This window comes from Streptomyces sp. NPDC059455, assembly GCF_042750115.1.
GTDB classification, from domain to species: Bacteria; Actinomycetota; Actinomycetes; order Streptomycetales; family Streptomycetaceae; genus Streptomyces; species Streptomyces endocoffeicus.
On sequence record NZ_JBHYVB010000313.1, the window covers coordinates 3,878 to 9,869 of the forward strand.

The following is a 5,992-nucleotide window of genomic DNA, read 5'->3' on the forward strand; positions in this document are numbered from 1 at the left end:
CCGGGGGGGGGCTGGGGGGCTCTACCGCGGGGGGGGTGTTTCCCGCGGCGACGCGGATCCCGTCCCCCGGGGCGCGTCCGGGGGGGGCCCAGTAGAGCGTGGACCTGGCCGTCCGCTTAGGCGGGTAGCGGCTTCGACGCGGTCTTCGGCAGTCGCGCGACGGTGATCACTCCGATGAGCGTTACGGCGAGGATCCAGTAGACAGGGCTGGTTCTGCTTCCGGTGCCGGCCACGAGGGCAGCGGCGACGAGTGGCGTGATGCCGCCGATGATCACGCCCAGGTTGTAGCCGATTGCGATGCCTGAGTAGCGCACGCTTGCCGGAAACAGCTCCGTGGCCAACGGCCACGTAGGCACCTGCGCCCACCCGGTGAAGAACATGAAGACCAGATAGACGGCCCCGACGGCCCAGAGGTTGGTTGCCGCGATGAGGAGTGCGAAGACCGGCCAAGCGATGACAGCGAAGATAATGTAGGACGCCAGCAGGATGGGCTTGCGGTCGTAGCGATCCGTCAACTTGCCCGCCCATGGGTAGGTGAAGGTGGCCAGGGCGATGCACAACGCCGATGTCCAGGCGACGCCTGTGGCGGAGAATCCTTCCTCCTGCAGGAAGATGGCGAAGTAGGCGACGCCGAAGTAGCCGGTGCCGTTGAACGCGATAGCCAGGCCCGCCACACGGGCGACCGACAGCGGGTGGCTCCGCAGAGCGGCCAGCATCGGACTGCGTACGATCGCGGCCTTCTCCTTCAGCTCTTGGAATTGCGGCGACTCCTCGACCCGCAGTCGAGCCCGCAGACACACCACAGTGAGGACCAGCGAGAGGAGGAACGGAATCCGCCAGCCCCACGTTGCCATCTGGTCGGCCGGAACCAGCAGCCGGACCAGCCCTACGACGCCGGCGGCCACGGCGAACCCGAGAGTGGACCCCATGGAAACCGTCGATCCGTAGAAGCCCCGCTTGCCGGGCGGCGCCAGCTCGGCGATGTAGGTGGCCGCGCCACCGATCTCACCACCGGCAGCGAACCCCTGGGTGAGTCGCACAACGACGATGGCGATCGTCCCGGCGACTCCGACCTGTCCGTAGGTGGGCAGCAGGCCCATCACGCCGCACGCCGCGCCCATCATCACGATCGTCGCGACGAGGGCTGTCCGGCGGCCGCGGCGGTCGCCGAGGCGACTGAAGAACCAGCCACCGAGCGGACGGATGAGGTAGGACGACGCGAACACCGCGAGCGCGGACAGGGTTGAGACCGTCGGATTGTCGCTGGGGAAGAACAACGGTCCGATGGTGAGCGTCAGAAACCCATAGACACTGAAGTCGTAGTACTCGATCAGTGTCCCGACGCCGCCCGCCAGCGATGCGCGCCGGGCGGACCTCAAGCTGATCGTCTTTTCGGAATGTTGTGCCGTCGTCATTGACTCTCCTTGTCACACCAGGATGGGAGATGCGCCGTTCGGCCGCCCTCGCCGCGCGAGGTCGACGCCGTCACGTTGCTCGGCGCGATCAGGGGGCGGGTCCTGACTGGACCCTTCCGTCGGGTCAGGCTCCGAGGCACTGTGGCGAGGTCGACAGTCGCCGGGGCCCGGTGCTGCCTCAGGGGGTTGAAGCCCCAATCTCTCTGGATTCGAGCGGCGCAGCCGTCAGGGCTCCCTCGTCGGTGACTGCTGATTCGACGACTGCGGGATGGCCATCGGATGATGGGGCGCATTGATGGAGCGCCGCCGATCGCATGCCATACCTCGTGGGTCAGCAGGAACTGCGTACGCACACACTCGATGCACTTCGCATGTGCTGACTCTGACCCGTCGTACACAGACGCGCAATGCACTGATACGACTGGACTAATTCAAATTCCACAAGTATGGATGCAGAAGAGACATGGTCTGGGAGTGGCGCGCAAGAATGGAATTAAGTCAGCATTGCCGAACGACTCAAGCCGCAGAGCGGTCCGGGTAACCGAACTGCTCGGGCCAGGGCAGAAGCCGGAGATGATCTGTGGTCGTCGTGCCTGTAGCGCGCTCACCGGGTCTGCGCCGCGGTGCCGGCTTGCGCTGCTCGGAGCTGTTGTCGTGTCAGATCGGGAGCCGCATGAGTCCACCCATTGCTGTATGCGCGTCAGCAGATGTAGGAGCCACGGCCAACTCATCAAGGTTCTTCGCTAATGCGACCGCGGCCGTAGGTGGTTCGCGATCACTGTGTCGTCATTCCCGCCGTACATTTCGTCGATCAGCGTAGCGAATGAATTCACTACCGTGTTCCGCTTGACCTTGCCATTCGCGGTCCGCTCGCCGCGTTCGGCCTCGAGGGGCCGAGGCAGCACACGGAAGTCCTTCAGCCGTTGCGCGCGTGCGAGGTCCGTGTTGACTCGCCCGAGCTCGGCTCGCAGGCGTTCGGACAGCGCCGTCGTAGTCAGCGCCTTGGCCTGTGTGCTTGGCTCGAGCAGCACGGTGAGGCACTTGCGCGCGTCGCCCACGACGATTGCTTCGCTGATCAGTGAGCTCTCCTTCAGCCGGGTTTCGATCGGCTGCGGATTGATCGTTTTGCCGCCGCTGGTGATGATCACGTCCTTCTTTCGGCCGATGAGGCGGATCTCACCGTGCGCGGTACGCTCGATCAGGTCGCCGGTACGGAACCAGCCGTCCTGCAGAACGGCAGCTGTCTCCTTGGGGTTGCGCCAGTATTCGCGAAACAGCAATGGTGCGCGGACCAGCATTTCACCATCATGCGCGACCTCGACCTGGAAGCGTGGGTCCGGGAATTTTCGACCAATATATCCCGGGCGCGGAAACGTCTGGTCGAAATGAGCAACGGGGCAGCCGGCTGTTTCGGTGAGGCCATAGCATTCGCGGAGATCCAGCCCCCAGATCTGCCACAGCGCGATGACGTTCTCGGGCATCGCGGCAGAGGCGGTGAAAGCGACGCGCAGGCGGTCCAATCCGACACTTGCCCGCAACGGCAGGAAGACACGGTGAAGCACTGCGGTGTATGCGATCCGCAGCAATACCGAGGGATGACCACCGGACCAACGGCGCTCGGCCATTCGGCGACCGACCCACATCGCGCCTTTGTAGGCGTACCGGCGCACCCGGGGCCAAGCCCGCGTTCGTGCGATCAGCTCGCCGGCGGCCTTCTCGTAGAAGCGCGGGGGCCACAGCAGCGCCGTCGGTCGCACGGTGCGCAACGCGTCCTCGTAGTCCTCGATGCGGCAGTACGTCACCACGAGACGGGAGAGCAGCGGAGTGAAGATCAGCAACAGCGCCGGCGCCACGTGGGCCAGCGGCAGGAAACCGACGATGTCCAGCTCACGGCTGTCGAGCTCCGGATAGAGGCCGACGACGGTCTGGACCGAGTGCTGAAGCGTACGGTGCGAGTGTGTGACGCCTTTCGGAGCTCCTGTGGAGCCCGACGTGTAGAAGAGAACGGCGGGGTCGTCGAGTGCCGTGGCAGCGACCATCTCGACCAGACGGTCGGATACGACGCTCGGATGCCGCGCTCCCTCTGTGCGCAACTCCTCCCACGTTGTCCCGGTGATTGCCCCAGGCAGCGCCGGCGGGGCGGTGTCCATGCCGACGACGAGCCGCAGCTTGGGTGTGCGGGCCGCGATCTCCGCCACCTTGTCGAGCTCCGTGGTTGCCTCGCCCATAAAGGCCACTGCCTCGCTGTGCGCCAGGATCTGCTCGATCTCGGCGGGCGAGTTGGTCGGGTAGACGCCCACCACCACGCCGCCGACACTCTGCACGGCCAGTGCGGCGAAGGCCCATTCGGGGCGTGCGCTGCTCATCACCGCGACGCGATCGCCGTGCCGCACGCCGTGGTCGACAAGGCCGAGCGCGATCTCGCGTACTCGATCTCGGTACGTCCGCCATGTGATCGCGTCCACAACCCCTTCGCGCCAGTGGCGCAGCGCAATAATGTTGGGCTCGGAGCGCGCACGATCAAGCAACAGCTGCGGATGCGTCCGGATCGGTTCAAAATTCATCAGATCCATCACACGGCCTCTCCGCGGATCCAACAGAGCTGACGAGCCGGGCCCCATAAGTTTCATGTAACACCCTGCCCGAGGCTGAGGAAATCACCGCGGCACCACATCACCGGCTCGCAGCGCATGACCGCTGCGGCGTCGCAGGGAAGCGGGCCCATACGCGGCTCATGGCGAGCCCGACCGGGGCGCCGGTCAGTCTGGAGTAACGCAGGAGGGAGGCGATGGCGTGTAGTGCCCGATCGCCCCCCGCGGCGCGCGACGTGGAGGGCGACGCTCGCCGCCAGCGGTTCGCCGACATCCGGGTCATCCCGAAGCGCCGGGTCACCTCACGGTCACCAACCCCGGCCTGGATCAGGTCAGCGGCTACGAGCCGCGTCCTTGAAGACCCCCACTCCTGTCAGATCGCGTCCGCGGGGACGAGTAGCGCGTTGATCGCGGCGGTGCGGATGGTCGTCGCGACGATGTCGGGATCGAGGCCGCTGTTGAACTGGGGCACCGCGTTGATCATCGAGAAGACGGCGTGTGTGAGAACGCGGGTCTGCGCGTCTGACAGGTCGGGCCGCAGCCGGGTGACCAGTCCGCTCCACTCTTCGGCGTAGAGGCGCATCATGCGCCGCATGCGATGGCGCTCGTCTTCCGGGACGTTGTGTTCGTTCTTCAGGAACACCAGCGTGGACGGAACGTTCTGGAGACTGCGTTTGACGTGGTAATCGATCATCTCCTCGAGTGCCTTGCGGGGATCCGTCACCTCGGCTGCCGTCTTGCGGGCATGAACCAGCAGTTCGTTGAGCGGATCCTCGAGCACCGCGATCAGCAACGCCTGCTTACTCGGGAAGTGCCGGTAGAGCGCGGGGCCGGTCACACCGGCACGCGCGCCGATCATCTCAGTGGTGACCGCATCGAAGGCACGCTCGTTGAACAACTCTCCGGCGACCTTGATCAGCACCTGCCGACGGGTGGCGCGGGGAGACGCGGTACGGGGGGTAGGTGAGCTCGACACATGTAGAGTCTAGTCTAGGTGAGCGGCCGATAACGTGCCCTTGCGTGTTCTGCGAGCAGGTCGGCCACCGCGGTCAGACAGGCGAAGCCCAGCTCAGACGACATTCCGCGCGGATCACCGAGCACCCCGCTGGGTGCGACTGCCTTGACACCGTCAGTGAATACGCGGGCCAGCAACGCGTCATCCATGGACCCGGTGAAACCTGCGGCGGCGCGATCGTTCCTCACCGCGTCCGGCCGCACGGCTAGCATGATCGAACTTTCGGCGACATCGGCATGGCCTCCGACGTGGTCGGCGAGGCCGGCGACGCGTTGAGCGGCGTCGCGCCACGCGCGGAGGACCGCTGCCGAGTCTGCGAACGCGATGACATCCAGGCCGGAGGGAAGCCGCGCGGCGAGCTTCGGCTCGATGTCACCGAGCACCGGGTAGTTGCCGATATGCGCCGAGAAGATCAGCACCCTGCGGAAGCCGTGCCCGGCGAGGCTCGCACAGCAGTCGGCGCAGATCGCTTCGAGCGTCTCGGCCCGCAGCGAGAGCGTTCCGGCGAAGCCGAGGTGATGCGACGAGCAGCCGATCCGCACCGTCGGTAGCACGAGCGCGTCGCCAAGCCGCTCGGCGACAAGAACACCCAGTCGATCGGCGTGATCACTGTCGACCGACATCGGCAGGTGCGCACCGTGCTGCTCCGTGGCGCCCAGCGGCAAGACCGCCGTACGCATACCGCTCGCGATGGCACTCGCGATGTCAGGCGAGGTCAAACGCTCAATCCGCAACTCGCTCATGTGTGGTCACTCCTCCTCCTGTGCCTGCTCGACCCGTACCTCGCGGATGCGTCACTACTCGGCGGATGGAGAGAGGCCCGCAGTCGAGGCTTACACACGTTACTCATAATTAACACGTTCACCATCCATCGGTGGCCTTGACCTGGGCTGGGCTACGACCTACGTTATCGCTCACTAACATTCGTCGGAAGGGTCGGTATGGACTTCATCCTCATGTCTGAGGGGGAC

Annotated in this window: 4 protein-coding genes; all 4 read right to left on the reverse strand. The window is 65.5% G+C overall.

The genetic code is table 11. From position 1 onward, the window contains the following. Positions 1–116 precede the first annotated feature (116 nt). Positions 117–1,415 (reverse strand): MFS transporter, encoded by a 1,299-nt coding sequence (locus ACFXB5_RS50455; RefSeq protein ID WP_037965927.1) that lies wholly within the window; start codon positions 1,413–1,415, stop codon positions 117–119. Positions 1,416–2,158: 743 nt separating this feature from the next. Next, positions 2,159–3,988, reverse strand: a complete 1,830-nt coding sequence (locus tag ACFXB5_RS50460; protein ID WP_385222040.1) for an AMP-dependent synthetase/ligase — start codon at positions 3,986–3,988, stop codon at positions 2,159–2,161. A gap of 391 nt (positions 3,989–4,379) precedes the next feature. Then, the gene (locus ACFXB5_RS50465; RefSeq protein ID WP_020867436.1) at positions 4,380–4,928 is read right to left on the reverse strand and encodes a TetR/AcrR family transcriptional regulator; all 549 of its coding nucleotides are present in this window, start codon (positions 4,926–4,928) and stop codon (positions 4,380–4,382) included. Positions 4,929–4,996: 68 nt separating this feature from the next. Beyond that, positions 4,997–5,764 carry a creatininase family protein gene (locus ACFXB5_RS50470; protein ID WP_037965923.1) on the reverse strand — a complete coding sequence of 256 codons (768 nt, stop codon included), beginning with the start codon at positions 5,762–5,764 and terminating at the stop codon, positions 4,997–4,999. Positions 5,765–5,992 lie beyond the last annotated feature (228 nt).

Excerpts from the sequence above, each read along its gene's own strand:
- ACFXB5_RS50470 (WP_037965923.1), bottom strand. The coding sequence starts at position 5,764 with ATGAGCGAGTTGCGGATTGAGCGTTTGACCTCGCCTGACATCGCGAGT.
- ACFXB5_RS50460 (WP_385222040.1), bottom strand. The coding sequence starts at position 3,988 with ATGGATCTGATGAATTTTGAACCGATCCGGACGCATCCGCAGCTGTTG.
- ACFXB5_RS50455 (WP_037965927.1), bottom strand. The coding sequence starts at position 1,415 with ATGACGACGGCACAACATTCCGAAAAGACGATCAGCTTGAGGTCCGCC.